Origin of the sequence: Nostoc sp. 106C, assembly GCF_002154725.1 — a bacterium.
In the GTDB taxonomy this organism is placed as follows: domain Bacteria; phylum Cyanobacteriota; class Cyanobacteriia; order Cyanobacteriales; family Nostocaceae; genus Aulosira.
Window position 1 is genome coordinate 1 of the sequence record NZ_MTAW01000005.1, and the last position, 1026, is coordinate 1026.

The following is a 1026-nucleotide window of genomic DNA, read 5'->3' on the forward strand; positions in this document are numbered from 1 at the left end:
AATGACCATCGCAGTTGGACGCGCCCCCAGTAGAGGGTGGTTTGACGTTCTAGACGACTGGTTGAAGCGCGATCGCTTTGTATTCGTAGGTTGGTCAGGGATACTATTGTTCCCCTGCGCATTCCTAGCACTAGGCGGTTGGCTGACAGGCACCACCTTCGTCACGTCATGGTACACCCACGGTTTAGCATCTTCTTATTTAGAAGGTTGTAACTTCATTACAGTTGCGGTATCCACACCAGCCGATAGTTTGGGACACTCGCTGTTGTTGCTGTGGGGACCGGAAGCACAAGGAGACTTCACCCGGTGGTGTCAACTCGGAGGCTTATGGACATTCGTTGCCCTACATGGAGCGTTTGGTTTGATTGGCTTCATGTTGCGGCAATTTGAAATCGCTCGGTTAGTCGGAATTCGCCCATATAACGCATTGGCATTCTCGGCTCCGATTGCGGTATTTGTCAGCGTCTTCTTGATGTACCCCTTGGGACAATCAAGCTGGTTCTTTGCACCCAGCTTTGGAGTAGCCGGAATCTTCCGATTCATCCTGTTTGTTCAAGGTTTCCACAACTTTACCCTCAACCCCTTCCACATGATGGGTGTTGCAGGTGTGTTGGGTGGTGCATTGTTGTGTGCAATTCATGGCGCAACAGTAGAAAACACTCTGTTTGAAGATGGCGAAGCAGCTAACACCTTCCGCGCCTTCAATCCGACTCAATCAGAAGAAACCTACTCAATGGTGACAGCAAACCGATTCTGGTCACAGATTTTCGGGATTGCTTTCTCTAACAAACGCTGGTTGCACTTCTTCATGTTGTTTGTGCCAGTAACTGGTCTGTGGATGGCAGCAATTGGCATCGTGGGTTTAGCGCTCAACCTGCGGGCTTATGACTTCGTGTCGCAAGAATTGCGCGCCGCCGAAGACCCAGAATTTGAAACATTTTATACCAAGAATATTTTGCTGAATGAGGGTATCCGTGCTTGGATGGCTCCTCAAGATCAGCCCCACGAACAATTTGTATTCCCTGA

1 protein-coding gene is annotated in these 1026 nt (G+C 49.5%); it reads left to right on the forward strand.

The window, feature by feature from the left end:
• Window position 1: 1 nt before the first annotated feature.
• On the forward strand, window positions 2-1026 hold a 1025-nt coding region (psbD, locus tag BV375_RS00055), incomplete at its 3' end, for a photosystem II D2 protein (photosystem q(a) protein) (RefSeq protein ID WP_086755941.1).